Genomic DNA, 26581 nt, shown 5'->3' on the forward strand with positions numbered 1-26581 from the left:
CCCGTCGTGCCCGGAGGAAACCCGCGTGAACACTAGACTTCACTGCCATGAGCGGCGACCAGCACGAGGCATCAGAACTCCCCGGAATGCCCGACATGCTGCCCGGCCCGACGGGCCGACCCCTGCGCACCTTCCCCGAGCCGGCACCGCTGAGCAGCCACGGCCCCGCGCGCATCATCGCGCTGTGCAACCAGAAGGGCGGCGTCGGCAAGACGACCACCACCATCAGCCTGGGAGCGGCGCTCGCCGAGTACGGCCGCCGGGTTCTCGCGATCGACTTCGACCCGCAGGGCGCCCTGTCGGCGGGCCTCGGCGTCGCGAGCCACGACGTGCCGACGATCTACGACCTCTTGATCGGCCGCGAGAAAGACATTCGCCAGACGATCCAGTCGACGTCGACGCCCGGTCTCGACGTCGTGCCCGCCAACATTGACCTGTCGGCCGCCGAGGTGCACCTCGTGAACGAGGTCGCCCGCGAGCAAATTCTCGCCCGCGTGCTGCGGCCCGTACTCGACGAGTACGACGTGATCTTGGTCGACTGCCAGCCGAGCCTCGGCCTGCTCACCGTGAACGCGCTCACGGCGGCGCACGGCGTGCTGATCCCGCTCGAGTGCGAGTACTTTGCCCTGCGCGGCGTCGCCCTGCTGGTTGAGACGATCGAGAAGGTCAAAGACCGCCTGAACCCGGCGCTCGAGCTCGACGCGATTCTCGCCACCATGTACGACTCGCGCACGCTGCACTCGCGCGAGGTGCTGCAGCGCGTCGTCGACGCGTTCGGCGACTCGGTGCTCGAGACCGTGATTGGCCGCACCGTGAAGTTTCCCGACGCGACCGTCGCCGGCACGCCCATCACGACGTTCGCGCCCGACCACCCGGCCGCCGGCGCCTACCGCCAGCTGGCACGGGAGCTGATCGCCCGTGGCCACGCCGCCTGACGCGACGATCGAGGTCACTGACGGCGCGGATGCTGCGCTCGCGCCCCCGACGGACGTTGCGGATGCGCCGAGCGGCTTCCGCGTCTCCGTCGCCGACTTCGACGGCCCCTTCGACCTGCTGCTGAGCCTCATCACGAAGCGCGAGCTCGACATCACCGAGGTGTCGCTCTCGGCCGTCACCGACGAGTTCATTTCTTACCTGCGTCAGCTTGAGGGCGCCGACCGCCTCGACGAGGCCAGCGAATTTCTCGTCGTCGCCGCCACCCTGCTCGACCTGAAGATCGCAAGCCTCTTGCCCCAGGGCGAGCTCGTCGACGCCGAAGACGTCGCCCTGCTCGAGGCCCGCGACCTGCTGTTCGCGCGCCTCTTGCAGTACCGCGCGTTCAAACAGGTGAGCGCCTGGTTCGCCGAACGCATCGCCGCCGAGACCGCTCGGCACGTGCGCAGCGTGCGGCTCGAAGACCGTTTTCGCCAGAAAGAGCCCGAACTGCGCTGGACGACGAGCCTCGACGACTTCGCGGCGCTTGCGTTGCTCGCCTTCACCCCGAGAGAGCTGCCCAGTGTCGGGCTCGACCACCTGCACGCCCCGCTCGTCTCGATTCGCGAGCAGGCCGCGCACGTCGTGGGCCTCCTGCGCTCGGGCGAGCCCCTCACCTTCCGCCAGCTGATCGCCGGCGCCGAGCAGAAGGGCGTCGTCGTCGCCCGATTCCTCGCCCTACTCGAGCTGTACCGCCACGCGGCGGTCAGCTTCGAACAGCTCGAGCCGCTCGGCGAGCTGACCGTGCGCTGGAGCGCCGAGCACTGGAGCGACGAAAACCTCGTGAACCTGGGAGCCGACTATGGCCAGTGAGACCCTGACCGACACCGCAGCTGCCCCCGACGGCACCGACACGACGCCCGAGCGGGGCCTGCCCGACGGCGTCGAGCTCGCCCGCGCCCTCGAGGCGATCCTGATGGTGGTCGACGAGCCGCAAAGCGTGGTCGGTCTCGCGAGCGCGGTGGGCCGTCCGGTGAAAGAGGTGCGCGCATCCATCGCCGAGTTGGTCGCCGACTACGACGGCGAGCCCGCCGCCGACGGAACGCCCCGACCGCGCCGCGGCTTCGAGCTGCGCGAGGTCGGCGGCGGCTGGCGCATCTACGTGCGCAGCGAGCTCGACGCGGTCGTGCGCGACTTCGTGCACACCCAGACTCCCGCGAAGCTGTCGCAGGCGGCGCTCGAGACGCTCGCGGTGATCGCCTACAAGCAGCCCATTTCGCGCGGAGCCGTGGCGAGCATCCGCGCCGTCAACGTCGACTCGGTCGTGCGCACCCTGCTCGGCCGCGGGCTCATCACCGAGGCCTACACCGACTCGGAGACCGGCGCGATTCACTACGAGACGACCGAGCTCTTGCTCACACAGCTCGGCATCAACTCGCTCGACGAGCTGCCGCCGATCTCGCCGCTGCTCGACGACGGACGGGACGGCTTCGACGATGTCCGATAAGGATGCGCGCGGCGGCGCGTTCGAGATTCCGCCGTGGGACGACGCGGCAGCCCCCACGGGGGAGCGGCTACAGAAGGTCATGGCCGCGGCCGGGGTCGCCTCGCGCCGGGTCAGCGAACAGTACATCGAGGCGGGGCGGGTCACCGTCAACGGCGAGGTCGTCACCGAGCTCGGCCGCCGCATTGACCCCGAGAACGATGAGATCGCCGTCGACGGCGTCGCCGTGCAGCTCGACCAGACGAAGCGCTACGTGATGCTGAACAAGCCGCGCGGCGTCGTCAGCACCATGAAAGACGACCAGGGCCGGCCCGACCTGCGGCAGTACGCCGTGAAGTTCGAAGAGCGCCTCTACAACGTGGGCCGCCTCGACACCGACACCAGCGGGCTGCTGATGCTCACGAATGACGGGGAGCTTGCGAATGTGCTCGCGCATCCGAAATTCGGCGTTGAGAAGACGTACATCGCGAAGGTGCGCGGCGTCGTCGCGCCGAAGACGCTGTCGCTGCTGAAGAAGGGCATCGAGCTCGAGGACGGGCCGATCGCGGCCGACGCCGCCAAGCTGCTCGGCAGCCCGCAGAACGGCTTCAGCATGGTCGAGCTCACCCTGCACTCGGGGCGCAACCGCATCGTGCGGCGCATGATGGCCGAGGTCGGCCACCCCGTCGTCGAGCTCGTGCGCCGCCAGTTTGGGCCCCTGCATCTCGGCCCGCTGCCGCTGGGGCAGATGCGCGAACTCACTACAGTGGAGCGCGGCGCGCTGCTGACGCTCGCCCGCGCGGCGCGCGACACGACCGCCGAGGCTAAGAGCAAGGGCAAGGGCTCCCGATGACTGACCGACGACTGCAGAGCAGCGTGCGCATCGTCGGCGCCGGGCTGCTCGGCACGAGCATCGGCCTGGCGCTCACCGAGAAGGGTGTTGACGTCACCCTCGACGACCTGTCGCCGACGGCCGTGAAGCTCGCCGTCGACTACGGCGCGGGGCGCGCGGCGTCGGCGAATCGGGGCGAGCACGACCAGCCGGGCCTCATCGTCGTCTGCGTGCCGCCGGACGTGACCGCCGTGACGGTCGCCGGTGAGCTCACCGCGCATCCGGATGCGCTGGTCACCGACGTCGCAAGCGTCAAGCAGAGCGTCTTGCGCGAGCTGATCGCGATGGGTGCCGATGTGAGCCGCTACCTCGGCACGCACCCCATGGCTGGCCGCGAGCGTGGCGGCCCCATCTCGGCGCGCAGCGACATGTTCGTCGGCCGTCCGTGGGTGCTCGCCGGCCACGACGGCATCACCTACAGCCGCGCCGGCGCCATCGAAGACCTGATTCTCGACGTGGGCGCCGTGCCGATCGAGATGTCGGTCGCCGACCACGACGCCTCGGTTGCCATGGTCAGCCATGTGCCGCAGCTGGTCGCGACCATGATGGCCGCGCGCCTCACGGGCGCCACGAACGGCGCCGTCGGCCTCGCCGGGCAGGGCCTGCGCGACGTGACCCGAATTGCCTCGAGCGACCCCGGGCTGTGGGTGCAGATTCTGGCCGCCAACGCCGCGCCCGTCGCCGAGATTCTGCGGGGGCTGCGCGATGACGTGGATTCCGCGATCGAGGCGCTCGAGCATCCGGATGCCCCGGGCGCACGCCGCACCATTGCCGACCTCATGGGTGCCGGCAATGCGGGGGTCGCGCGCATTCCGGGCAAACACGGGCAAGACCGCCGCTACGCCACCCTCGTCGTCATGATCGACGATACCCCCGGCCAGCTCGCGCGCCTGCTGACCGAGATCGGCGAGCTCGGCGTCAACATGGAAGACCTGCGGCTCGAGCACTCGCCCGGCGCCCCCGTGGGCTTCGCCGAAGTGTCGGTCGTGCCCGAGGCCGAGCAGCGGCTCGTCACCGAACTCGAGGCCCGCGGCTGGAAGATCGCCGCCGCCGGAACCGACTGACCCTGACCCCCGCAGCCCCACCCCCGTTACCCCCATACCCGCGTACCCCGTGAAGGAGTAGCCCGTGAGCGAGATCATCGTCGCCGTCGACGGACCGGCCGGAAGCGGCAAGTCGAGCGTGTCGAAGGAGGCCGCCCGCCGCCTCGGCTACGCCTACCTCGACACCGGCGCCGCCTACCGTGCGCTCGCCTGGCACTGCCTCGACGAGGGAATCGACGTCGAGAACGCGGATGCGGTGGCTGAGCGGGCGCGCAGCTTCGACTACGCGACCGGCATGGACCCGGACCACTACTTCGTGCGGGTCGGGGGGGAGGACATCACCCCCGACATTCGTGAGCCGCGCGTGACCGCCGTCGTGTCGGCGGTGGCGCGGGTGTCGGAGGTGCGCGAGGCGCTCAACGCGATGTTCCGGCGGATGATGAGCGAGCATCCTCGCCCCGGTGTCATCGCGGAGGGACGCGACATCACGACCGTCGTCGCCCCGGATGCGCCGGTGCGGGTTCTCTTGACGGCCACCGAAGAGGCTAGAATTGCGCGACGGTCGGCCGAGGTGAGCGCCCAGACGACCGAAGCGACCGCGCAGCAGCTGGCCTCGCGGGACCGCCAAGATTCCCGTGTCGTCGACTTTATGACGGCCGCCGACGGTGTGATCACGATTGATTCCACCGACATCGACTTCGAGCAGACGGTGCAAGCGCTCATCGACACCGTGCGCTCTGGACTGAGTACTGAGCAATGACTGACACGCCTTCGACACCCTCTGCCGACTCTGCGGATTCTGCTGGATCTGCGGGTTCTGCGGGTTCTGCCCCCGAGTTCGACGACCTCGACATCGTCGACGCTGAGCCGGTCGACTACGACGACCCCGAGCGCTCTGAGTTCGATCAGCAGCGGGCCGACGCCCTGCGCGCGGGCCTCGCCGACTACGAGCTCGACGAAGACGACCTGTCGCTGCTGGAGGGCGCTGAGCTCGGCGAAGACGGCATCGTCACGCTGCCGGCCCTGCCGGTGCTCGCGATCGTGGGCCGGCCGAACGTCGGCAAGAGCGCGCTCGTGAACCGCATCCTCGGCCGCCGCGAGGCGGTCGTCGAAGACAAGCCGGGCGTGACCCGCGACCGCATCGCCTACAAGGCCGAGTGGAACACCCGCCGCTTCACCCTCGTCGACACCGGCGGGTGGGAGCCCGACGCCGCCGGCATCAACGCCTCGGTCGCCGCGCAGGCCGAGGTCGCCGTCGAGCTGGCCGACGCCGTGCTGTTCGTCGTCGACGCCATCACCGGCGCGACCGCGACCGACGAGTTCGTCGTGAAGATGCTGCGCCGCTCGAAGAAGCCCGTCATTCTCGTCGCCAACAAGATTGACGACGCCCGCCAAGAGCCCGAGGCCGCCGCGCTGTGGAGCCTCGGCCTCGGTGAGCCCTGGCCGACGTCGGCCGTGCACGGCCGCGGCGTGGCTGACCTGCTCGACCACATTCTGACGGTGCTGCCCGAGGTGTCGACGGTGGCGAAGACCGAGTTCGGTGGCCCCCGCCGCGTGGCGCTGATCGGCCGCCCGAACGTCGGCAAGTCGAGCCTCTTGAACAAGGCCGCGCGTGAAGAGCGTGTCGTCGTTAACGAGCTGGCCGGCACGACCCGCGACCCGATCGACGAGCAGATCGAGCTCGGCGGCAAGGTGTGGCGGTTCGTTGACACGGCCGGTATTCGCCGCCGCCAGCACATGGCGCAGGGCGCCGACTTTTACGCGTCGCTGCGCACGGCGGCCGCGCTCGAGAAGGCGGAGGTCGCGGTCGTGTTGATCGACGTGACCCAGCCGATCAGCGAGCAGGATGTGCGCATCATCGACCTCGTGCTCGAGTCGGGCCGCGCGCTGGTGCTCGCGTTCAACAAGTGGGACCTGCTCGACGACGACCGTCGCCGGTACCTCGAGCGTGAGATTGACCAGGATCTGGAGCACGTGTCGTGGGCGCCCCGCGTCAACATTTCGGCCCGCACGGGTCGCCACCTCGAGAAGCTGGTTCCGGCTCTGGAGGTCGCGCTCGACTCGTGGGATACGCGTATTCCGACGGGCAAGTTCAACGCGTTCTTGACGGAGCTGGTTTCGGAGCACCCGCACCCCGTGCGCGGTGGCAAGCAGCCCCGCATTCTGTTTGGCACGCAGGCCTCGACCCGCCCGCCGACGTTCGTGCTGTTCACGACCGGGTTCCTCGACCCGCAGTACCGCCGCTTCATCACGCGACGCCTGCGCGAGACGTGGGGCTTCGAGGGCACCCCGATCGTCGTGAACATGCGAGTTCGGGAGCGCCGCCAGCGCTAGTTCTTGTCGGTCTGGTTGCGCTTGGCGCGCTGCCGGGTGTTCACGCCGAGGGCGACGAAGATGGCGCCAATGGAGAAGAAGATGGATCCTTCGCGCCCTAGTCCCTGGATGATGGCGACGAGGCCCAGCGCGACGAACGCGGCTCCGAGCGGAATGTAGAACCGGTCGAATCGTCCCGCGGGTTTGTCAGCCATGCCGCTGAGTGAATAAGACTCGCCTGCGGGATGCCTGCGTTGGTCCTGTTAGCAGCCCGGGCCGCGGGATGCCCGAGTGCAGTCGCGGTCGACGAGCACGGTGACGGCGTCGCTAGTGGCTTCGGCGATGAGTTCGTTGGCGGGTAGTTCGAGGTAGCCGGCGATGCGGGTCCACGGGCCGCCGGCATAGCGGTATTCGGCGGCATAGGCGACGGTGAGGGTGATCTTGTACGTGCCCTCGGCCTCGTAGATGTGGCTGGTGGGGGTCGGGTCGAACTCGTTGAGGCCGAGTGTCTGCCAGGTTGCGCCGGGGGTGGGGTGGGTGACGGCGGTGCCGTCGCCGTAGTTCCAGGCGTAGGCGAACGGGGTGAAGCGCACGTCGGCGGGCTGGCCGAGCAGCTGCCCGCTGACGACGTGCGGCGCGATGTCGGTGTAGAAGTTGGTCGGCAAGCCGACGACCATCCAACGGTCGGGTTGCATGTACTGCACGGGCGACTGCGGCGTGAAGGTCGCGATGTCGGCGAGGGTGATGATCTGCGGGCCCGACGCGTCGGAGTCGTCGGCCGTGTCACCCGGAACGGGGTTCACGTCGAGGTCGGGAATGGCGAACCCCTGGCAGACGACCCCGCCGTCGTAGTCGCAAACGATCTCGGGGTCGACGACGCCGGTGGAGCCGGGTGGGACGGCGTAAGCGGGGGTCGCGGACGAACCGCCGCCACCATTGCCAGAGCCTCCAGCCGGAGCCCCGCCCTGGTTGCCGGAGTTCGAGCTGGACGAGCCCGAGTTGCCTCCTCCGCCACCCTGCGACACCTCCGCACCGAGCGAGACATTCGAACCGGTCATCGATGTAGAGACGTTTGGGTTGTTGCCTTGCCATTGGTCGAAGTTTCCGTCTTCGACCGAGCTGGCAGGCGCCGCGGCGTGTGCGTTCAGAGCCGGATTCACCAAAATGAAAATGGTGACTAGTGCGCCCACGAAAAGTGCCGGTGGCGATTTTGGCCTACTCGGCATCACAGATGCCACCGCCCTGCCAAAGCTCTCGCGCTACGACCTCCCCCTCGCTGCTTCCATCGAAAGACACTGTCGGCATCCACTCCGAAAGAACTAAGCGGTCATCTTCGAGCGTCGACATCCCCCCGTCATTCAGAATGTCTGTGTCAGCGACGCTTTCACAGACGTAGAAACTAACTTCAGTGCTGGAGTGCTCCGTGACACTGCTTTGGAATATCGAGTTGACGATGGTTCGGTAACCAACAATTTGAAGGCCTTGCTCTTCGAGGTTGGCCCTGATCGCGACGATGTTCTCTGTCAGTGCGTCGCTCGCGATTGCATTGAGGTTGTCAAGTGCGAGTGCCGGGTCATTCAGTGCGTCGTCTGCTGCCGTGAGGTAGCGCTCGTACACCTCGACCGCGGCGGCGAGGGCCTCCTCGTCGGAGGCGAACAGGGGATCGGCACTGGCCTCAGGTGTGGGGTCGGGCAGGCGCGTGGTGTCGGAACATCCGACGAGGGTGGTGGTGAGGCCGAGGAGGAGCAGGCCCGTAACCGCGGTGAGGGATCGTCGTGGCATGCGCAGAACCCTAGAGGTGCTCCGCCGCCGGCCGGTCGACTGTCCACACGATTAACCAGCCGGAGATCGACCTCTTACTGGGGAGGAGTCGCGGGGCGGGCGGCAGCGAACTCGGTGAGGAGTCCGGGGTGGTCGAGGGGCGTCGCCAGCACCGAGTCGGGGGCGCGCGACGCGAGCTCGGGGAATCCTGCTGCGGCCAGCAGCCCGTCGTCGAGGGCGAGCAGCTCCGCCTCGACCAGCGGCCACGCCTTGTGCCGGTTGCGCGCGTAGATCGTGCGGCCGAGCCGCGTCTCGTGAAAACCCCACCGGCCGGTCAAGAATCGGCTGAGCTCCGTGTCGACGGGGCGGGGGAGCGGGCGGGCGAGGATGCGCGTGGACGCGCCCCGAGCATCCGGAACCGAATCGGGCGCGAGCGACATCGGCGACGCAACGGGAGCATCGGAAACGAGCGCGCGCATCCGCGAATCGAGGCGCGGGCCGCGGCGGCGGCGGGAGCGGTATTCGATCGTTCCGTCGATGATGCGCTGGCCGGCGCGCGCCCAGCGGTAGGGGAGGCCGAATAGGGCCTGCGCGGCCATCACCGACGGCAAGGGCTCCGCGTCGAGGGAGCAGAAGACGACGCTGCGGTTTCCGGCGCCGTCGACCGCGTAGGTGCGCACGTTGATTTCGACGAAGGTTCCGAAGCCGGGCACGGGCGGCAGTGGCAGGAAGGCGTGCTCGCTCAGCACAAACGGGATCAGGCCCACCCACGCGCTGCCGTCGAAGGTGTCGGGGCGGGTTCCGGCGGGAAGCAGCGGCGCGATGCGCGACGGGTCGACGCGCCAGTGGAGGAAGACGAAGTGGTTCCAGCGCTGGCGGATCACCGAGCGGCCCGGCAGCGGCGGCGCGGTGTGCGGCGCGGGCGCGGGGCCGTCGGCCGGGTCGTGCGCCGGCGCGGGATCGAGTGTGGTCACGCGACCAGTGTGCCGCGCGAGGCACATAGCTTTCCTGATGGATGCGCGGCGCGCGTTCTCGCAGGCAACACGCGTAGCCTTCGACCATGTCGACCACGGGCGAAAACGTCGAAGCAAGCGCTGAATCCAGCGCGCGCGATCGCCGCCCGCCGCCACTGCCCCCGGGTCACCTGCGCGACCCGGGCGACGCCTGGGTCGAAAGCCCCGACGGCGTGCGCTACTGGGGCCGCTTCGGGGCCGCCGGCCTCCTCGCCTGGCACCCCACAGCCGGAGTGCTCTTGCAGCACCGCGCCGAATGGTCGCACCACGGCGGCACCTGGGGAATCCCCGGCGGCGCCCGCAAACTCGACGAGAGCGCAACCGACGCAGCCGTGCGTGAGGCGAATGAAGAGGCCGGGGTTCCCCCCGAGACGCTCACCGTGCTGTTCGACAGCGTGCACGACCTCGGCTTCTGGAGCTACACCACCGTCGTCGCCCGCGTCGACGAACTCTTCGACCCCGTGCTCGGCGACGCCGAAAGCATCGAACTGCGCTGGGTCGCCGTCGGCGACGTCGAAACCCTGCCGCTACACCCCGGCTTCGCGTCCAGCTGGCCGCGCCTGCGCGCGCAACTACCGACCGGCTGAACTACCGACCGGCTGAGCCGCCGCCCTCGCGGACCTCACGCGCGAGCTGCGACAGGCGCGTCGCGGCGACCGCGATCAAGATCCCGCCGACTACGAGCAGCACGACCGCACTGCCCGAGCGGCCGATCGCGAACGACAGCATCGCGAGCGCGAGGGCGGCGATGCCGGCCCACAGCGCTCCGCGGGCGGATGCGCGCCGCGCGACCCCGCGCATCCGCGAACCCAGCCCGCTCAATCGCCGCCCCCGCCGCCACCGTCTCCGCCGGACCCACCGGTGCCGTCAGATGAGTCGCCCCGGTCGGTGTCATTCACGGGCGTGACCGAGCCGTCGCCCTTCCTCGGGTCGGGCTTCTTTGGCGAGTCGCCGTCGCCGTCGCCGTCGTCATCGGCCTGCTCGCGGCCCGACAACCAGATCACGATGAAGGTGATGCCAATAGGGATGAAGGCCCACGACAGCGAGATCGACGGGCCGAACAGAAACGCGAGCCCCACGGCGAGAAACGTGATGCCGATGGGTAGGAAAGCGGCGTTGCGGTTCGGGGTGCGCTCGTCGTCGGACATACCCCAAGCCCACCACACCGCGCCCGCGCGTGCCATCCGCCGCGCGACGGATCCGCGAAGCGCTGGTACCGTCGACCCCATGACTGCGCAGCCGCGATTTCTCAGCCCTCGGCCGAACACCGGCCGACTCGGGCTGATGCTGCACGCGTAAGCGCTCGAGTCGTTCCGACTCGGTCGAGGGCCACCCCGCCCCTCTTCGACCGAGATCAAAGGACGACCCTGATGTATCTGACCCCTGCCGCGCTTGCCGCTGCCCTCGCAGTGCGCGACCTATCTGACCCCGCAACCACCCCGGCCGGCGAGCAGCCGCACGCGATGAGCCGGTTGCTCGACGCGCTCGTTGACGCGGCGACCGCCGGTGGCGCGCACCCCCACCGCGTGGTGCGCTCGAGCCCGCTCGTCGCCACCGCCGACAACTACGACGCGCTCGGCTTCAACGCCGTCGCGATCACCCGCGACCGCCGTTACTCGCACTACGTGAGCCCCACCGTGATGCTGCGCAGCCACACCTCGGCGGGAATCCCCGCCCTGCTGCGGGCAATCGACGGCGACGCCGACCGCGACGAGGTGCTCGTGCTGCCCGGCATCGTGCACCGCCGCGACGCGATCGACCGCACCCACGTCGGCACGCCTCACCAGGTCGACGTGTGGCGGGTGAGCGCGCCCGGGCGCCTCGCGGTTGACGAGCTGCTCGAGCTGGTCGGTGCGCTCGTCGACGCCGTTCTGCCGGGTGCGCGGTGGCGCGCGGTGCCCGCCGAGCATCCGTACACGGTCGAGGGGCGCCAGATCGACGTGTGGCACGCGGGGGAGTGGCTCGAGCTCGCCGAGTGCGGGCTGATCGACCCGGGCCTGCTCGCGCGCTCGGGCCTCGACCCGGCGCGCTGGTCGGGCCTCGCCCTAGGCATGGGCCTCGATCGGGCCCTGATGCTGCGCAAGGGCATCGACGACATTCGTGTGCTGCGCTCGACGGATGCGCGCATCCGTTCGCAGATGACCGACCTGTCGCCGTGGCGGCCCGTGTCAATGATGCCGCCCGTGACGCGCGACCTGTCGGTCGTCGTCGCGGCGGAGGACGACGACGAGACGCTCGGCGACCGCGTGCGATCGGCCCTGGATGCGCGGGTCGACGACCTCGAATCGGTCGCCGTCATCGCGCGCACCGCCGCCGACGAGCTACCGCCCGCCGCGCGCGACCGCCTCGGCATCGTCGATGGTCAGGTCAACGCGCTCGTGCGGATCGTGCTGCGCCCGCTCGACCGCACCCTCACCGACGCCGAGGCGAACGCGCTGCGCGACCGGGTCTACCTGGCGCTGCACCGCGGGCCGCGGCTCGAGCTGATCGGGGCGAGGTAACGTGCGCGTGCTCAGTCGTTGGCTTCCGACCGTTCGGGGCGCTTCGACCACCAGAACAAGATCAGGGCGGCGCCGATCGGGATGGATGTCCACGACCACTGCGCCGCGCTCGTGCCACGCGCCGGCTAACCCACGGGCCACCAGGGCGGCAACACCGCGCGCCAGCGGCGGGTGAGCAATGCGCGGTCGCGGGGCTCGGAGTCTGCGAGCCACACGGTCACCACCGCGACCGTGCTGGCGGCGAGCGCGGCGGCGACGGTTGCCGCAAACCGCGCGTCGTCGTCGCCCGTGACGCGGGGTGGGGTGAGCGCGTCGTGTGCGATGAGTAGGTCGATGGACGCGGCGAAGTGCCCCGCGAGCATGGCGCCGAGCCCGGCAGTTCCGGCGGCGAGCTCGCGCGCGTAGATCGGCCCGTGCCTTTCGATGTGGGCGAAGACCTGCTCGGCCGAGGTAGCGATGGCGGCAACGATCGTGTCGGGGGTCGCCGGGTCGATCACGGCCGCGCGGATCTCGTCGAGTTCGGCCCTGAGCGCCTGGCGCACGATCGCGGCCGGGTCGGCGCCGTGCTGGTAGACGGTCGAGCGGTGCAGGCCGGCCGCGCGGGCGAGGGCGGCCCCCGTGATGTCGGCGGCGGCGGTGTCGCGGGCGAGCGTCAGGGCTGCGGCGTGCAACTGCTCTCGCGAGCGCACGAAGCGCGGGTCGTCGGTGCTGGCGGGAATACCGGGGGCGTCCACGCGCTTATACTATGCGACAGTTGTCGTTTAGCGCGCCGGAGCAGCGACCCACCCAGATCGCCCCGCCGGCCGAAGGAGGGAACGATCATGAACCGACTTACGAACCGCACGGCCATCGTCACCGGCGCCGCCAGCGGAATCGGCCGCGCCACCGCGCTGCGCCTCGCGAGCGAGGGTGCGACCGTCGTTGTCGCCGACCTGCAAGACGACAAGGCGGCAGAGGTTGTCGCCGAGATCGAGGCGGCCGGCGGTGCCGCCAGCGCCGTGCACCTCAACGTGACCGATGAAGCCAGCTGGGCCGAGGCCGTCGCGCAGACGGTGTCGACCCACGGCGGGCTCGACATTCTGGTGAACAACGCCGGCATCGGCGACACGGTGCCGATCGAGCAGAGCACGACCGACGAGTATCAGAAGGTCATCGCCGTCACGCAGGACAGCGTCTACTACGGGCTGAAGGCCGCCGCCGAGGCGCTGAAGGCGAGCGGCAATGCTGCCGTCGTCAACGTGTCGTCGATGTTCGGCATCGTCGGCGGCTTCGGCACCTCGCCCGCGTACGCCGCGGCGAAGGGCGCCGTGCGCACGCTGACCAAGTCGGTCGCGCTCGGCTGGGCGACGCAGGGCGTGCGCGTGAACTCGGTGCACCCGGGCTTCGTCGACACCCCAATTCTGGGCGAAACCGACCGGCAGATGCTCGCCGACACGACCCCGATGGCCCGCATCGCGCAGCCCGAAGAACTCGCGGCGGCGATCGCCTTCCTCGTGAGCGACGACGCGTCGTTCATGACGGGCGCCGAGCTCGTCGTCGACGGCGGCTACACCGCCCGCTGACGGCTCGAGGCGCGGCGCGACGGCTCGGATTCCGTCGTGCCGCTGGCGGGCGGCAGTGTTTGTGGGGGTTCCAGGCCCCGCGGATGCTGTCGCCCGTTTTTTGCGCTCCTGTCGCGTTACGCGCGCACCACGACCCGCGGGCCCATGCGGCCCACCTCGGTGAAGCCGTGCGCCGTGAACAGGCGCAGTGTGCCCGTGTTGAGGCTGCCGGCCGGCTTCGCTGACACGTCGGTGTCGTGCGGGTAGGCCTCGATCGTGTGGGCTCCGTTCGCGCGGGCGTGCTCGATGGCTGCGTCGAGCAGGTGGTGGGCGACGCCCTGTCCGCGGTGCTGGCGCGGGATCGTGAAGCACACGATCGACCAGACGCCCTCGTCGGCCCAGTCGGTGTCGCCGGCGGCGGTCGTGATGGCCTTCGTGCGGGGGAGCCGCGCGTAGCGGGGGCGAGGGGCGACGCCGACCCAGCCGACAGCATCCTCGCCGCGGTGAGCGATCAGGCCGGTCGACAGACCGGCCGCGCGGTCGCCGTCGAGGGCGGCGCGGCGGGACTGCGGGTCGGTGGCGGCGTAGTCGGCGTTCGCGAGCATCCACCAGCGACACCAGCAGCGCGACGCCTCGGTGACGGCGCCGAGCACGGCGTCGATGGCGGTGTCGGGAACGAGCTCGGCCGGGGTGACGGTGAGGCCGGCGGCGGATTCGCTCATGGTGGGTTCAGTGTGCACCGCGGTCGAGTCAGTGTCGACAAGCCGGCGCTGTAACTTTCATAAAGCGTTTGCTAGCATTCATTTTATGAAAGTTAAGTCGTCGGCGCTGTTTCCGCTTTTGCGCTCCGACACGCAGGGGCAGATTCTGGCTGCGCTCGTGCTGAGCGAGCGGGGCGAGACGGCGAGCGAGCTCGCGCGACAGGTCGGCACGAGTCTGCCGACGGTGACGAGAGAGCTGGGGCGACTTGTCGACGCCGGGCTGTTGGTGAGCGAGCTCGTCGGCCGCCGTGCCGTCTACCGGCCGAACGGTGCGCACCCCCTCGCTGAGGCGACGGCTGAGATCGCCCTCTTCACGTACGGGCCCGAGCCGGTCATCGCACGAGAGCTCGCCACAGTGCCTGGCATCGCTCAGGCGATGATCTTCGGGTCGTGGGCTGCGCGTCGGCGCGGTAAGCCGGGGCCTCCGCCGCGCGACATCGACGTGCTTGTCGTCGGAGGAGCTGATCTCGATGACCTCTACGACGCCGCCGAGCGCGCCGAGGGAGTGCTGAAGCGGGAGGTGAACATCACCTCTCTGACTCCCGAGCAGTGGGCGAATGTGGACGACGGCTTCGTCGCGACGGTGCGTGAGCGACCATGGGTCGATCTTCAGGTCGACACAAGGAGCGAGCATGACGTGGGCGCAGGGCCAGGCGGTCATTGAGCAGCTGCTGAGCAGCGGCAATCTCGAGCGGGTGACCCCGAACCTGACGGCTGCGGAAGCATCCCTTTCGATCTGCGAGGCGCACATCACGGCAGCGCGCACGATTCGCCGCGATGACCCGGTTGGTGCGGTGTCGCTCGCATACGACGCGGCGCGAAAGGCGCTCGTCGCGCTGATGTTGGCCCAGGGTCTTCGGCCGACGCGCCGTGGTGGCCACGTTGCGGTGACCGAGGCTGCGTCGGCTCAGCTGGACCCGCCCCTTCGCGTCGGTCGTCGCGTCGACCGCATTCGGCGACTGCGCAACGCGAACGAGTACCCCGACGCGGCAACCCGCCTTGCCTCTGTCGGTGACGCCGATGACGCAATCGAGGTGGCGGTTGAGGCTCTCGACGCTGCTCGCCGCATGCTGCCTCACCTCACGCCGTTTTAACGCGACCGGGCGAGCCGTTCGTCAGTGCCTGTTGCCGCCAACGTCGTCGCGAGAGGCCTTCGTACGGTTGGCGAACCAGATCACGATCAGGAAGGCCCCCATGGGCAGGAAGGACCACGCCAGCACGGGCACATCGATGACGATCGACAGGAACCCCATGGCGACGAACATGGCGCCCGCGAAGAGGAAGCCGAGGGAGGGGGTCGTTTGCCGCGAGTCGCTCATGGACTCCAGCCCATCACGCGACGCGTTCGCGTGCATGCCGCACCCGTCACGCCTGTGGATGGAGTCGCCGTCAGTGGATGCTGCCCCCGACGTCGTCGACGTCGTCGGGGTGGGTGAGCGCGGTGGCGATCGCGAGGCGGATCGCCGGGGTGAGGGTGTCGGCCGACCAGTTCGGCACGTGGATGAAGCCGGCGGCGATCTGGTGCCGCTCGGCGACGGCCCCCAGGTGGTAGGCGAGGGCGTTGCAGACGTAGCTGCCGGCGGTCAGCGACACGGCGGCCGGGTGCCCGGCGTCGCCGAGCGCGCGCACGATGCGCTTGACGGGGAGGCCGGTGAAGCGGGCGGCGGGCCCGTCGATGTCGAGGCTCGCGTCTCGGGGCTGCTCGCCGTCGTTGTCGGGGATGCGCGCATCGGCATAGTTGATGGCGACGCGTTCGGGGGTGATCGTTTCGCGCCCGTCGGCGAGGCCGAGGCTGACGATCAGCGCGGGGGAGTGCAGGGCGACCAGCTGCTCGAGCTGCGCGGCGGAGGCGGCGAAGCTGACGGGCAGCACCCGCCCCACGACCGTGGCCCCTTCGATGGTCTCGCCGTCGAGGGCGCGGGCGACGTCGCCGCTCGGGTTGACGCTGTCGCCCCCGAACGGCTCGAACCCGGTGACGAGCACGGTGCGGGCGGCGGGCGCGGTCATGGGACAACCCTGGCACGCGACACGCGCACTCGCACGCGCACTCGCACCCTCTCTATCGGCGCGACAGACTCACGCAATACCGCGCAGCTCATCGCGGAGCGCGCGACTTCGGGTCGGCATGTCACGCACGTCTCTATTGCCTGGTGGGGTCAGGTGGTAGGTGGGGCCAGCGCGTGTGATTTCCCACCCGTTGTTGTGGGCGAGCATGTGGTGATGTCGGCACAGCAGGATGCCGTCGGCAATATCGGTGCGACCGCCGTCGCGGTGCCAATGTTTGATGTGGTGCGCGTCGCACCAGCTGGGCGGTCGCTCACAACCGGGCCAGCGGCAGCCACCGTCGCGCGCTGCGAGGGCGATGCGTTGCGCGCGGCTGTAGAGTCGCCGCTCGCGGCCCAGGTTCAGCGGTTGGCCGTTGGCGTCGACGCTGACGGTGATTGACCCGGAGGCGCATGCGACGCGTTCGACGGTATCGACGCTCACAGGGTCGGCCTGGCCCTCGAGATAGCCACCGCCACGGCGTTCGGTCAGGGTTCGTGCCGCCACGATGATGCGGACGCCGACCGGGGCATCGCCGAGCAGGTGGTAAGTGTCAGCGCTGACACCCTGTCGGAGGAGCTCGGCGAACACATCACTGGCGTACTGTTCGATGCTTCGATCGTCGGCCTCGATGCCGTTCGTCTGGGTGTCGACGGCAGTACCTGTCTCACTTTCGCCGCATGCCGCCGTGAACTCAGGCTGTCGCCGCCGCGGTGTCGTCACGCGATCGTAAATCTCACTCACGACGGCGAAGGTCTCGGGGTCCAGATCCCACTGTGCATAACCACCGCCCCCTGCTCGTCGTCCGATGCGGAATGCGCGCCGCTCGCGCAGCGCCTGTTCGCGAGTGGCAATGCCGGCAACGTCGAGCTCGTCACGTGCGAAACGCGCTTCGCGGGCTGCTCTCTCGGGGTCGAGCCCCGCGACACGATCGAGCAGCGCGGCCGCGGCGGCGTCAAGCTGCTCTCGTGTGACGGCGGCACCCGGCGCGCCAAGCCCCGTCGTGACGGCATCGGCGACGGCGACACTCAGGCGACCGTCAAGCACTGCGTCAGTGAGGGGAGAGGGGGAAGAGGCGCCCGCTGCGGCCCCGATGCGGACGGCCGCGCGCGCATCGAGCAAGCGGGTTCCGGTTGTCACCCGCACCATCTCTTCGGGGGTGCGGTGGCCGGATTTTTGTGCGAGCCCGTCGCTGCCGAGTTCGGGGGCAGACCTGCGCGCAATTTCACCGGCCAGGATCGAAATGTGCAGTTGCGCAAGCCGCGACTCTTCGGCAGCGAGGCGGGTGAGGGTCACCAGTGTTTCGTCGTCGAGGGAGACAAGCTGCTGCGGGTCGCGCGGAACCCGCCGCAGCGCCTGAATGGCAGAGTCGAGGCTCGCAGCGATGTTGGTCACGGTTCCCCCTCTCGAATGCCTGTTTGGTGTCATTCGAATATATGTTCGACCACCGACGTTCGATAGACGGAGGGGACACAAGGGGGAAACTCCCGGACGCCGGTCACGGGGAGGAGTGTCAACGCCTCGCATCGCCTCGCATCGCCTCGCATCGACTTGCATCGCCTTGCGCCACGGCCACGGCCACGCCCACGGCCAAGGCTTCGCCTCGCCGCCCACCACGGCCGACGCCACGACCACGGCCGTGCCCACGCCCAAGGCCCCGCATCGCTGCGCACCACGGCCGGCACCACGGGCCACTACTGGTCTGGCCACAGACGGGCACTCACCCACCGCCAATCGAGCCGTTCTTGTTCGAGACGCACCGCCGGGCCATATCGCGCGGTCACGAGGTCGGAGTACAGCGCGCTCTCGTCGGTTGTGAGCCTGTCGAGGGATGCGCGGGTTGCATCGTTTTCGGTGCCCCACCGCTGCTCGTGCTCCAGCAGTGTCGGCGCATCCATCAGCACCGATCGCGCCTGCGGCAGGTGGGCGCGAACGCGATTGAGGATGCTGAACCCGTGCGTGTCGATGTCACCCCAGTAGTCGACGGGTCGGCCGGCCAGCCACGTCAGTGACGCCGGTTCGTTGGCGTCGTATCCGCGCCCCCACAGCACCACGCAGCCTTCGGGCACGGGCACGCTCAGGTAGCTGATCTCGTTCTCGACGATGAGTGCGCGTTTCGGGCGAACGTCGAGAGCATCAAGCTCGTCGCTGCGCAGCACAGCCTCGTGAACGCCCCGTGGCATTCCCAGCACGGCCGGGTCGAATCGCAGTCGAACTGTTGCGGGCTTCGTGGCGAAGCCGAGCGTGCGTTCAAATGGCCCGCGCGCAGAAGGAACGGCGAGCATCCCGGCGAGGGTTGCGCGGTGCCGCTCGATGAACTTGGTGTCGACTCCGGGGGCGCTGACGTGCCGTAGGTAGAGGCCAGAGTTTCGGTGTTCGACGAGCCAGCTCAGCGCCGCCAGTACGGTCGACCATTCAGCGCCGATCGCGAGGGCCTTGAGCGGATTCGCCAGAGCCCACTCCTGCGCGGCAGGGCTCGTCACGCTGCCGCTGATGATCTCGCGATAAACCGCAACCTCGGTGACCGTGCCGAGGATGCTCCACGCCTGGTCGAAGCTCGAGATGACGGCCCGCTCCGGTCGCGTTGTGACGCCTGTCGATCGACCGCCTATGCGCCCGTCCACCACGGTGAACGACCGCCCACCGCGCGATGCGCGGCGAATCGATTCCGCCCACGCGCGCGCCTCGTCGAAGTGGTCGCCGAGGTCGGCCGAGCTCGGCCCGCGCAACGGCAGGTCGATTGTCGTGAACGGCTCTGCATTCACGAATCCGCGCAAGAGTGAGCCGTCCGTCCAGCGTCGCCGCACCGCCTCGACGATCATCGCCGGCGTCGTCCAGCGAGCGGGATCACTCACGATGACGCTCGGCGGCGTTCGCGAAACTCTTCAATCGTCATGGTGTGCACCCGGGATGCGGCTCCCGTCGGGTTGTCGACGAAGCCGATCGTGCTGACGTACGGCTCAATGATGTGCACTTTTTGCAGCGGGGTGACGATCAACAGCTGCAGGCCGAGTTTCGCGAACAGCTCGAGCGCGTAGCGGGTCGAGACGTCGGACCCGCGACCGAATGCCTCATCGATGACAGCGAAGCGGAAATCGCGCGACTTTTCGACGCCCCACTCGAGACCGAACTGGTAGGCGAGTGATGCCGCGAGGATCGTGTACGCGAGTTTCTCTTTTTGCCCTCCCGACTTTCCGTCAGAGTCGGTGTAGTGCTCGTATTCGTCTCCGGTCTCGCGGTCTTGCTCGCTGGCGGCGAAGGTGAACCAGTTGCGCACATCGGTCACGCGTTTGAGCCACACCTTGTCGGCATCGGCGTGACCCTCTCGGCCGCTGAATCGCTCGATCAGGCGACGGATCTGCTCGAATCGGTGCTCCACGTGGTCGGCCCTGTCATCGGTGCCTAGCGCGTCGCTCGTCGCCTCGCGCATGTCAGCGCGGAACTGCCGCACTTCGCTATTCACGGTCGGCTCGAGGACCAGCTGAATGATTCGGCCGTCGGTGTAATCGATGGCGCGCAGCGCGTCGTTGATGCGGTCAATTCGGTCTCGAATCTCGCCCGCCTGACGGGTGAGCCAGCTTGAGAACGATGCGAGTTCACGAACCGCGTTCGTGGTCAGTTGGTGCCGAAATTCAGCTTCGAATCGCGGGAGGTCGTCGCGCAGCACGGTTGCGTGCAGCTCACGGTAGGCGGGAAGGGAGAGCACATCGGCATCGAGCTCTGCACGATGGGCGGGCCAGGTGCGCAGGAACTCGTTCATCTGGTTCTGGATGCTCGTGATGTAGCCCTGCATTTCGCGTTGCGTTCGGTCGATGCTCGCGCTGAGCGCCTCGCTGATGGTCGTGCGCGCGGTGTCGCAGTGGGTGACTGTCGTGAGGGGCGTGCCTCCGTGACGTGTCGCGAGTTCGGCGTAGTGGGTTCGGGCTTGGCTCACAATGTCGTCGCCCATTGCGTGAAGGGCGGCCGCCTCACGTCGGTCACGCTCCGCGATCGTTTCCGCGTGCTTCTTGATCTCGCCGATCCTGGTTGCGAGCGCGGTGAGTCGCTCACGAAGGGCAGCATCTTCGGCGTCAATGTCGTCGAGCAGGGCGTCGATGGCGCGAAGCTTGTCTGACCCACTGATGAGCAGCTGCTGCTCGTCGCTGAGTCGCCGCAGGTTTTCGTTCGCCGCTTCGGTGTCGAGGTCTGGCCACGATCGGTATTCGCGAAGGCCGGTGAGTGCGGTGCTGATGCGTCGCCGTGCGTCGTCGCCCGCGGCGATCGCGGCGATCTCGGCGTCGAGGCGACTCAGCTCGCCGCCGAGGCTGTCGTGTTCCCCTTCGAGTACCGCGAGCTTGTGACCGTTGTCTCGCCCGAGCACCCAGTTTCGCGGGCTGAGGGTGTCAGCCCGATCATCTTTTTCGTGCCGGTCGCCGCTCTTGATCAACCCCTCGCGAGTGACGGCGCGATGCTCACGCTGCAGTTCGTCGACCGTTTCGGCGAGTACGTGGTCGGCGCGCTGCGCGAGTTCGACGGCAAGGTAGTCGGCGAACGGTCCGGACTCGATGGCGATGATGTCGACGAGTCGCCGCCCGATCCTGGGGGTGGGTACGGCGTGAACCCCTCGCTCGGCGACTCGGCGGTAGACGAGTTTGGTGTGCAGCCGGTTAGCGTTCACCCAGCGAGAGACGGCTGCGTAGTGGGCGGTGGGTACGAGCATCGTGAGCGCGAATCCGCGGAGAACCCGCTCGGCTGCTGCGCGCCACTCAGATTCGGCGGGGGCTACGTCGATGAGTTCGGCGATGTAGGGCACCTCGTGGGGGTTGAGGTTCACGCTCGAGCACAGTTCATCGCGAACGCGCTCAAGGTCGAGGGGCAGGCTGTTGCGACGCTGGCGAAGGCTTGCGATCTCGAGGCCCGCTGCGTCTCGTGCTCGCCGCGCGTCGATGCGCCGCTCGATCAGCGGCTCGCGGCGCAGGGCATCGGCGGCGCTCTGCTGCTCGAGTTCGGTGAGGCGCTGTTCGATGTCGTCGCGACGCATGCTGAATTGCTGCGCATCATCGACTGGCGGAAGATCAGCGTCGGCCAGGAGCCCTGCAAAGCGGTTGCGCCGCTCGACGCGCTTGTTGAGCTCGACCTGCAGACGCTGAATGTCGGCCTCAATGTCACGCAGGCGGTCGCCACCCGCACCGGCGCGCTGGAGCGTGAGTGCATCTCGGCGGGGTACGAGCTCGGCTCGTGCGCGGTCGACAGTCTCGGTTTCGTCGCGAAGCGCGTTGTGCTGCGCATCGCACTCCGCCAGCTCGGCGGCGATGATGGCGCGCACCTGCTCGGCGATGTATGGGGTGAGGGCGTCGCGCTGGTCGCGGTGGTCCGCGTTCTTGCGGTGCGCCTCGTCGTACCGGTCGGCGGCTTCGACAAGCGGGTTGAGCACCGCCAGCTGTTCGGTGGCTGTGCGCACCGCGTCGTGCGCTTTCACGAGGTCGGTGTAGTGGGTGATGATGGCCCGAATGCGGGTGTCGGTGTCGGCTGGCTCGAGCATGTGCTGACGCACGAAGTCGTTCAAGTTGCCCACGGATTTCATCGACACGGTCTGGTGGAACAGTTCCATCGCCTGCTCGCTGGCGATGCCGAGCAGGCGTCGCACGCGGCGCTGGTATTCGGGGTAGCTGGTGTCGATGGTTGCGCCCGCGCTGCGCAGGCGGGCGCGCAGAGCGTTGAGGTCGGTGCCGAAGTCGGTGAAGTCGCCGTCGATGCTGAGCGGGTGCGTGGCTGTCACGAAGAAGCGGTCGGGTTGCCCGGCGCGATTTTTCTGATGGAAGACCTGCGCGAGGGTGACGGTTTCTGCGTGACCGTCGTTGACGAACATCCCGAGGATGACGGTGTAGTTGCGGTCGTCGCGCAGCCCCACGGGGCGGGATGTGCCGGTGGTTTCGTTGCGCTCAGACTTGTAGTGCCCTTCGACGTAGCTGCGGAGCGTGCGTTCGCGGGCGTCGGCTCCGGCGGCTTTGTTGTAGGCGATGCGGTTCGCGGGTAACAGCAGGGTGGTGATGGCGTCGACGAGGGTCGATTTTCCGCTGCCAATGTCGCCGGTGAGCAGTGACGTGGAGCCGTTGGGGCTCACGGTGTAGACGCGCTTGTCGAATGTGCCCCAGTTGAATACTTCGATGCGATGGAGTCGGTAGCCCGTGGTGTGGTGGGCGGCCGCGGGTGCGTCGAGCGCGCTGAAGAGCGTGTCGGTCATGAGGGTGCCCCTGTCGAGTTGGCGGCGTACTGCGCGAGACGCTCGGCGAAGTCGCCCAGGGCGTGCGCATCGACGTAGGCCTTGAGTATTCGCCGCACCTCGTAGTGCCCGGGTTGGGCGCGCAGCTCGCGAAGGAACCCGAGTTCGACGACTTTCTTGATCGTGGTCTCTGCGGCGTCGACGCTGCGCGCCTCGTTGCTCGTCGTGGCGTGAAAGACACGGATCATCTCGATGAGCCTGTCGCGCGTGATCACGAGGGATCCGCTGTCGCCGTCTGACTCGAACTCTGCGAGCCGCTTGCGGAGGATGACGAGCAGCACGCTCACGGGGTAACTGAGGGCGTGTCGGCGCACGAGCCGTGGCAGGGGTTCGTCTCCGTCGGCGGTTTCGCGCGTGGCGAGGTAGGCGTATCCCTCGGTGTCGTCAACGACCACATCGATGCCGATTGTGCGGAAGTGGTCGGCGACGTGACTGCCGTGCCGGTGGAGTGTCTGCCACACGGTTTCGTGGGCGGTGATGTCTCGGTAGACCACGTCTCTCATGAGGTGGATGATCGCGGTCGCGATGGCGTGCTCGTCAGGGTTTGTCATGGTCGGCTCACGGTGACGTGACGCATGCGCACGATCTTGGGGTTGCCGGCGCTGTCGTCGTAGGGAATGGTCGTGGTCTCGTCGTCGATGCGGATGGCGATGTCGTCGGCGTCGAGGCTGAGGTAGCCGAGAATTTCGGCGATGCCGTGCTGTACGGGGCGCTGTTGAATGATGTCGCTGAGGGAGGCGCTCGTGCGCGGGGGCACGAGTTCGCGCACGGTGTCGGCGAGGCGTGCGGTGTCGATGTAGCGCTGCGCGAGCAGGGTTTCGAGGTCGGCGGGGTCGCTGGTGTCGGGCTCGACGAGGCTGTCGACTCGCGTTTCGGGCTGCGGGTCGTAGAGGGGGCGTTCGAGCGGAAGGCTGATGGGCACCCCGGGCGCGTTGACGGTGAGGCCGATATCCGCCGGCGGCGTTTCGCGCACTGCGAGGGCCGCCGTTTCGATGCCGCGGACGAGTTGCATGATGCGCTTGTTTTCGAGCCAGACGTGGTCGTCGAGGAAGCGGCGTAGTTGCTCGGAGAGGGTGCGCACGGTGTGCTGGGTGCGTTCGGCGGCGTCGAGCCAGTCATGGTGCACGGTGCGCAGTCGCCGGTCGGTGGCGATGATCGGCATGCGGTGTACCGCGTCGAGCATCTGGTCGAGTTCGGTCTGGCTGTCTTCTGAGAGCAGGAAGTCGTAGAACGCTTGGAAGCTGCGCCCCTGGTCGGAGGCGGTGATGTCGGCGCGACTGGAGATCAGTTCGGCGAGCAGTTCGCCTTTGCCGCCCTCCCACCGGGCGATCTTTTCTCGAGCGCTTCGGTCGAGCGCACGGAAGTTGTCTTCGACTTCGCGGAAGTCGGCGAGCAGCTCGCGGGCGGTCGCTGCGACCTGTTGGTAGCGATCGCGCAGCGCGGTCTCGTCGAGCGTTCGAATGATGCCGTTGCGTGCATCCGCCAGTTCGGCGTCGATGGCGGCGCGGCGCCGCTCGAGTTCGGCGATGCGCGTCTCGGGGTCGGTTTCTGCGCCGTGCACGATCTGGCGGAGCAGATCGATCACCGTGTGCAGACGTGATTCGGTGCCGATGAAGGTGCGGGCGCGCATGCCCTCGACCCACGCGTAGGCCTTGTGTAGCGCCGGGGTCGCGTCGTAGTGCACCTGGTCAGATCCCACAGGGTAGTGCCGCCGAAGCCACCCCGCGTCGGCTGCCGACCAGTCGTCGAGGTAGGTCGATGCGTCGTTCGTGTACCGGCCGGGGTCGGTGCGGTGGAGGTCGTACAGGTAATCGTCGAGACGTGATTCGATCGTGCTGGCCGGAACGGCGGCGCGGTTCTCGTCGACGAAGTAGGGCCCGAGAAATGACAGCACGAGCGGCGCGTTGTGCGCACGCATGAGGCGCCAGGCGGGGTGCCGTTCGCGCAACCGGTCGATGTCGTCGAGGTCCATGGTGCTTGCCACCCTATGGGCGACCACCGACATCGCCGGAGTGATTCTCGTCTACTCGCCCCGAATCAGCGGAAGCATATGCTCCGTGATCAGCGGTGCCACCGGAACCGTCTCAAGCTCGGCGCGGCTCAGCCACCGCACGTCGTCGATTTCGGCGGCCGCGGCGATGGGCCCGTCGATGCGCGCCCGAAACACGTCGGCGACGAGCGTCGCCCCGGCCTCGTTGGCGGCGGGCGCCGTGAACTGCCCGAGCGGCTCTAACTCGTCGGGGCGGATGCTCGCCCCAATTTCTTCGCGCAGCTCACGACTGAGCGTCTCGGCCGCCGTCTCACCCGCCTCGGGCTTGCCCCCCGGCTGCATATAGACGGAGGTCCCCCGCTTCCGCACCACGAGCAGCCTGCCGATGTTGTCAACAACGAGCGCCGCCGACACCCGTATCGTCTGCCCGCTCACGCCCCCACTCTGCCACCCCACCCCGGTTCGGCCACCCCCGCCAATACCGCTAGACTCTCCTACGGCCTCACGGGGCCAGCCACGGGCTGTGGCGCAGCTTGGTAGCGCACTTGACTGGGGGTCAAGGGGTCGCAGGTTCAAATCCTGTCAGCCCGACAAATGACGAAACCCTCCCGCTCTGCGGGAGGGTTTCGTCATTTCCCGGCGATAAACATTGCACCTGCGAGCAGGTGGGCCCACGCCGCGCGAGGGGCCCCGGGCGCGGCCCCGCCGCGTCTGGGGGAGCCGGTGGGGACAAATCCTGTCAGCCCGACTACGCCCTGTCTCAGGACATAGGAAGCCCTCGAACCCGCTGGATCGGGGGTTTTTTGTTTGCACGAGGGACTCGGGCTCGGCCAGTGGATCGATAGCCGCGGCTGGTGTCGATGGTGAGTTCTCCGAACACTTCGCCGGTGGCGGCGTTCATGATGGCGACATCGAGGTCGTTGACGCGAACTTTGACGGTTCACGTTCAGTAACGCAAAAGTGGTGCGCGTTGCCTTTCGCCCCTCATCTGCGGGTGGCTGTGAAGCATGAGCGCGATACTTACAAGACCGGCGGTGCCGTAGAAAATACAAGGCCGCGTTGACCAACGGAGCGAACGTGGTGGATCAGAAGCAGGTTATCGTGCCGGACTCCCCGGAGGTTCGTCGTCTCGCCGCACTTGGCAGTCTCAACGCCGATCTCACTGAAGCAGCCCTCGCACTCGGGCTTGTCAGTGAGTACACCGAAGCCGACAACGATCACGACCGAGCGCTCTACCGTCAGCTCCTTGCGCTCGCAGTGGTCGTCTATGGTCGGGCGCAGACGAAGTCGGGAGCGCGCAAAGCTCTCTGGTCGTACGTTACGGTGCCGCCGAACCTGGAGTCCACGCACGACCAGGTCATGAAGTTCCGTAACCGGACCATCGCCCACTCGGAGAGCGAGAACGAGAGCACATACGTCATGGCCGATCTCGCTTCGGATGGTGGGCCGATTACCGTCGAACGCGCTCTCGTAATCACCGCTGCTTCGCCGTCGCCGCGCACGTTCGTGCACCGCTTCCAGGCGCTCGTTGCAGAGCTTCAGGTGCTGCTCAGGACGAAGATTGAGGTGGCGCGAGCCGCAGTCATCGCCTTGATCGATACCCAGCAGAGCGGCGACCTTTGGCGTGAGGGGCGACAGCCGCAATTGGTGCCGCGCCTCATCTCGGATTGGGACCCGGACACTCGGCGGCCTCCCTACCCGACCAGCCATGAGATCCCGGTATACCTGCTCGAAGATCCGCAGCCCTAGCCCGGAGCGCTGATGTCTGTGGCCGCCGGCAGAACGCCAGCGTGTCCCGGCTCAGTAGAAAAACGGTCGCACGCTGCAGCGTGGCGGCAGCAAGCTCCGCTCGAGCTTCAGTGTCTACCTAGCCACCATTCCGGGTCGATACGTCCTTGACGCGTCCGGCCAGTTCGCCAGCACCATCGATGGCGACCGTGTCGGCTACCGCATCGTCGACTCGGCCCGGATCGCCAGCCCGATGATCGCTGCGCCGAGGGTTAGTCTCGCCGTTGTGCTTGTGGTCCCGGCAGTGGCCCTCGGCGACGAGCCATCGTTCCCGAACT

The 26581-nt window shown here is 68.3% G+C and carries 29 protein-coding genes and 1 tRNA gene; 14 read left to right on the forward strand and 16 right to left on the reverse strand.

Annotated elements, in window-relative coordinates:
- Positions 1-47 precede the first annotated feature (47 nt).
- From EV141_RS07030 to der, 7 genes are all read left to right on the forward strand, one after another.
- A complete protein-coding gene (locus tag EV141_RS07030; protein ID WP_130485236.1) occupies positions 48-935 on the forward strand; it encodes a ParA family protein in 888 nt (295 codons plus the stop codon).
- Positions 936-942: 7 nt separating this feature from the next.
- The gene (locus tag EV141_RS07035) at positions 943-1785 is read left to right on the forward strand and encodes a segregation and condensation protein A (RefSeq protein ID WP_130485364.1); all 843 of its coding nucleotides are present in this window, start codon (positions 943-945) and stop codon (positions 1783-1785) included.
- The gene (gene scpB, locus EV141_RS07040; protein WP_130485237.1) at positions 1775-2419 is read left to right on the forward strand and encodes an SMC-Scp complex subunit ScpB; all 645 of its coding nucleotides are present in this window, start codon (positions 1775-1777) and stop codon (positions 2417-2419) included. The genes EV141_RS07035 and scpB overlap by 11 nt, the downstream gene beginning before the upstream one ends.
- On the forward strand, positions 2409-3248 hold the full coding sequence (locus EV141_RS07045) for a pseudouridine synthase (protein ID WP_130485238.1): 840 nt from the start codon (positions 2409-2411) through the stop codon (positions 3246-3248). Before scpB ends, EV141_RS07045 begins: the two co-directional genes overlap by 11 nt.
- Complete coding sequence (locus EV141_RS07050; RefSeq protein ID WP_130485239.1) at positions 3245-4351, forward strand: prephenate dehydrogenase; 1107 nt, start codon at positions 3245-3247, stop codon at positions 4349-4351. Before EV141_RS07045 ends, EV141_RS07050 begins: the two co-directional genes overlap by 4 nt.
- A gap of 64 nt (positions 4352-4415) precedes the next feature.
- Positions 4416-5090, forward strand: coding sequence for a (d)CMP kinase (cmk, locus tag EV141_RS07055; RefSeq protein ID WP_241969147.1), 675 nt, complete (start codon positions 4416-4418; stop codon positions 5088-5090).
- Positions 5087-6664 (forward strand): ribosome biogenesis GTPase Der, encoded by a 1578-nt coding sequence (gene der / locus EV141_RS07060; RefSeq protein ID WP_130485240.1) that lies wholly within the window; start codon positions 5087-5089, stop codon positions 6662-6664. The genes cmk and der overlap by 4 nt, the downstream gene beginning before the upstream one ends.
- On the opposite strand, the gene EV141_RS07065 is transcribed toward der, so the two are convergent.
- The 4 genes from EV141_RS07065 to EV141_RS07080 form a co-directional block, all read right to left on the reverse strand.
- Positions 6661-6858 carry a hypothetical protein gene (locus tag EV141_RS07065; protein ID WP_130485241.1) on the reverse strand — a complete coding sequence of 66 codons (198 nt, stop codon included), beginning with the start codon at positions 6856-6858 and terminating at the stop codon, positions 6661-6663. The two genes, der and EV141_RS07065, sit on opposite strands and share 4 nt — an antisense overlap.
- 48 nt (positions 6859-6906) lie before the next feature.
- The gene (locus EV141_RS07070; RefSeq protein ID WP_130485242.1) at positions 6907-7701 is read right to left on the reverse strand and encodes a PKD domain-containing protein; all 795 of its coding nucleotides are present in this window, start codon (positions 7699-7701) and stop codon (positions 6907-6909) included.
- A gap of 157 nt (positions 7702-7858) precedes the next feature.
- A complete protein-coding gene (locus EV141_RS07075; protein WP_130485243.1) occupies positions 7859-8425 on the reverse strand; it encodes a hypothetical protein in 567 nt (188 codons plus the stop codon).
- A gap of 74 nt (positions 8426-8499) precedes the next feature.
- A complete protein-coding gene (locus EV141_RS07080; RefSeq protein ID WP_241969148.1) occupies positions 8500-9378 on the reverse strand; it encodes a YqjF family protein in 879 nt (292 codons plus the stop codon).
- Positions 9379-9464: 86 nt separating this feature from the next.
- Here EV141_RS07080 and EV141_RS07085 point away from each other — a divergent pair, with 86 nt between their 5' ends.
- On the forward strand, positions 9465-10004 hold the full coding sequence (locus EV141_RS07085) for an NUDIX hydrolase (RefSeq protein WP_130485245.1): 540 nt from the start codon (positions 9465-9467) through the stop codon (positions 10002-10004).
- Position 10005: 1 nt separating this feature from the next.
- Here EV141_RS07085 and EV141_RS07090 read toward each other — a convergent pair whose 3' ends face one another.
- Both EV141_RS07090 and EV141_RS07095 read right to left on the reverse strand, forming a co-directional pair.
- Positions 10006-10218 carry a hypothetical protein gene (locus tag EV141_RS07090; RefSeq protein ID WP_130485246.1) on the reverse strand — a complete coding sequence of 71 codons (213 nt, stop codon included), beginning with the start codon at positions 10216-10218 and terminating at the stop codon, positions 10006-10008.
- A gap of 17 nt (positions 10219-10235) precedes the next feature.
- Positions 10236-10565 carry a hypothetical protein gene (locus EV141_RS07095; RefSeq protein WP_130485247.1) on the reverse strand — a complete coding sequence of 110 codons (330 nt, stop codon included), beginning with the start codon at positions 10563-10565 and terminating at the stop codon, positions 10236-10238.
- Positions 10566-10787: 222 nt separating this feature from the next.
- On the opposite strand from EV141_RS07095, the gene srmL reads away from it, so the two are divergent.
- Positions 10788-11918, forward strand: a complete 1131-nt coding sequence (gene srmL / locus EV141_RS07100; RefSeq protein ID WP_130485248.1) for a PheS-related mystery ligase SrmL — start codon at positions 10788-10790, stop codon at positions 11916-11918.
- Positions 11919-12043: 125 nt separating this feature from the next.
- On the opposite strand, the gene EV141_RS07105 is transcribed toward srmL, so the two are convergent.
- A complete protein-coding gene (locus EV141_RS07105) occupies positions 12044-12652 on the reverse strand; it encodes a TetR family transcriptional regulator (protein WP_130485249.1) in 609 nt (202 codons plus the stop codon).
- Between the two features lie 87 nt (positions 12653-12739).
- Here EV141_RS07105 and EV141_RS07110 point away from each other — a divergent pair, with 87 nt between their 5' ends.
- Positions 12740-13480 (forward strand): SDR family NAD(P)-dependent oxidoreductase, encoded by a 741-nt coding sequence (locus EV141_RS07110; protein WP_130485250.1) that lies wholly within the window; start codon positions 12740-12742, stop codon positions 13478-13480.
- A gap of 116 nt (positions 13481-13596) precedes the next feature.
- On the opposite strand, the gene EV141_RS07115 is transcribed toward EV141_RS07110, so the two are convergent.
- A complete protein-coding gene (locus tag EV141_RS07115; protein ID WP_130485251.1) occupies positions 13597-14181 on the reverse strand; it encodes a GNAT family N-acetyltransferase in 585 nt (194 codons plus the stop codon).
- Positions 14182-14266: 85 nt separating this feature from the next.
- Here EV141_RS07115 and EV141_RS07120 point away from each other — a divergent pair, with 85 nt between their 5' ends.
- Complete coding sequence (locus EV141_RS07120) at positions 14267-14884, forward strand: helix-turn-helix domain-containing protein (RefSeq protein ID WP_157985522.1); 618 nt, start codon at positions 14267-14269, stop codon at positions 14882-14884.
- Positions 14853-15314: a HEPN domain-containing protein gene (locus tag EV141_RS07125; protein WP_157985523.1), complete on the forward strand. Its 462-nt coding sequence runs from the start codon at positions 14853-14855 to the stop codon at positions 15312-15314. Before EV141_RS07120 ends, EV141_RS07125 begins: the two co-directional genes overlap by 32 nt.
- Positions 15315-15335: 21 nt before the next feature.
- Here the strand turns inward: EV141_RS07125 and EV141_RS07130 are convergent, their stop codons facing one another.
- The 8 genes from EV141_RS07130 to EV141_RS07165 form a co-directional block, all read right to left on the reverse strand.
- Positions 15336-15539 (reverse strand): hypothetical protein, encoded by a 204-nt coding sequence (locus EV141_RS07130; protein WP_130485254.1) that lies wholly within the window; start codon positions 15537-15539, stop codon positions 15336-15338.
- Between the two features lie 70 nt (positions 15540-15609).
- The gene (pcp, locus tag EV141_RS07135; protein ID WP_130485255.1) at positions 15610-16227 is read right to left on the reverse strand and encodes a pyroglutamyl-peptidase I; all 618 of its coding nucleotides are present in this window, start codon (positions 16225-16227) and stop codon (positions 15610-15612) included.
- A 69-nt stretch (positions 16228-16296) separates the two neighbouring features.
- Positions 16297-17658 carry an HNH endonuclease signature motif containing protein gene (locus EV141_RS07140; protein WP_157985524.1) on the reverse strand — a complete coding sequence of 454 codons (1362 nt, stop codon included), beginning with the start codon at positions 17656-17658 and terminating at the stop codon, positions 16297-16299.
- 299 nt (positions 17659-17957) lie between these two features.
- Positions 17958-19118, reverse strand: coding sequence for a Wadjet anti-phage system protein JetD domain-containing protein (locus EV141_RS07145; protein ID WP_198675516.1), 1161 nt, complete (start codon positions 19116-19118; stop codon positions 17958-17960).
- Positions 19115-22486, reverse strand: coding sequence for an ATP-binding protein (locus EV141_RS07150; RefSeq protein WP_130485257.1), 3372 nt, complete (start codon positions 22484-22486; stop codon positions 19115-19117). Before EV141_RS07150 ends, EV141_RS07145 begins: the two co-directional genes overlap by 4 nt.
- Entirely contained in the window at positions 22483-23076 is a 594-nt protein-coding gene (locus EV141_RS07155; protein ID WP_130485258.1) for a DUF4194 domain-containing protein, read from the reverse strand. Before EV141_RS07155 ends, EV141_RS07150 begins: the two co-directional genes overlap by 4 nt.
- Positions 23073-24497, reverse strand: a complete 1425-nt coding sequence (locus tag EV141_RS07160) for a DUF3375 domain-containing protein (RefSeq protein WP_130485259.1) — start codon at positions 24495-24497, stop codon at positions 23073-23075. Before EV141_RS07160 ends, EV141_RS07155 begins: the two co-directional genes overlap by 4 nt.
- Positions 24498-24548: 51 nt before the next feature.
- Entirely contained in the window at positions 24549-24950 is a 402-nt protein-coding gene (locus EV141_RS07165; protein WP_157985525.1) for an NUDIX hydrolase, read from the reverse strand.
- A gap of 82 nt (positions 24951-25032) precedes the next feature.
- On the opposite strand from EV141_RS07165, the gene EV141_RS07170 reads away from it, so the two are divergent.
- A tRNA-Pro gene (locus tag EV141_RS07170) sits at positions 25033-25106 on the forward strand.
- Positions 25107-25592: 486 nt separating this feature from the next.
- The gene (locus EV141_RS07175) at positions 25593-26264 is read left to right on the forward strand and encodes a hypothetical protein (protein WP_130485260.1); all 672 of its coding nucleotides are present in this window, start codon (positions 25593-25595) and stop codon (positions 26262-26264) included.
- Positions 26265-26581: the final 317 nt, after the last annotated feature.

The sequence above is a fragment of the Microcella putealis genome, from assembly GCF_004216575.1.
GTDB classification, from domain to species: domain Bacteria; phylum Actinomycetota; class Actinomycetes; order Actinomycetales; family Microbacteriaceae; genus Microcella; species Microcella putealis.